Here is a 723-nt window from a genome sequence, read left to right on the forward strand (position 1 = left end):
CAAACAAAACCGCAGAAGCCCGCCATTTTGCGAAGACGTTTTACAATTCCGGGATCGCGTTTTACAAAATAGCGCAACCCATCACTCTTTCACGCACCCCCTGACCACCCCGGCGCACGCCCCGTCTCGCCCCTCCAGCGTCGCGCTCGGGCCGGAATACGTCACCCGCACGACGTGGCCCTCGCGGACTGCGACGGATGCCCGACATGTCCCGTGTCCGCCGATACTCAGTTCCAGCGACAGCGGGCCTTTGAGGTCGAGCGGCCCCTGCACCTGCTGATCCTGCCGATACGTCAGAACCTCCTGTCCGTCGCGCACCTCGTCCATGTCCGGCACCCCGGCGCAGGCAACGAGATCGGCGCGGGAGAGGCCGAGCATGTCGTGCCGCGCGCGGGTTGGGATCGTGGTGCAGGCACATGTCAGCGAAACGACGAAAAGCGAACACGTTCTGAGTGCCGCGTTAATCGGGCGCATTTTTTTTGCTTGTACTTTCCGGCTGAACATGCTCAAACTCGCGTTGACAGGTGATAGTCAATACGAGGTTTTCCCCTCCAGCTGGTAAGGCCAGAAGGGTGGGCTAGAATACTCAGAAAAAGCCGTTCCGGGGTGGTAGCCGGGGCGGCTTTTTTGTTTTCCGTTTTCCTCTGTACTCTGTCGGTGGGATGTGGGATTCTGTGCGGGCCGCATGAAGCGCTGACACCGCGTGCGGCCTTGGTCAGAGGT

General features: G+C 60.6%; 1 protein-coding gene. It reads right to left on the minus strand.

Going from position 1 to position 723, the window contains the following annotated elements:
* Positions 1–81: 81 nt before the first annotated feature.
* Positions 82–504 carry a hypothetical protein gene (locus GVI59_RS18705; RefSeq protein WP_242013226.1) on the minus strand — a complete coding sequence of 141 codons (423 nt, stop codon included), beginning with the start codon at positions 502–504 and terminating at the stop codon, positions 82–84.
* Positions 505–723: the final 219 nt, after the last annotated feature.

This window comes from Acetobacter sicerae (assembly GCF_011516765.1).
Classification (GTDB): Bacteria; Pseudomonadota; Alphaproteobacteria; order Acetobacterales; family Acetobacteraceae; genus Acetobacter; species Acetobacter sicerae.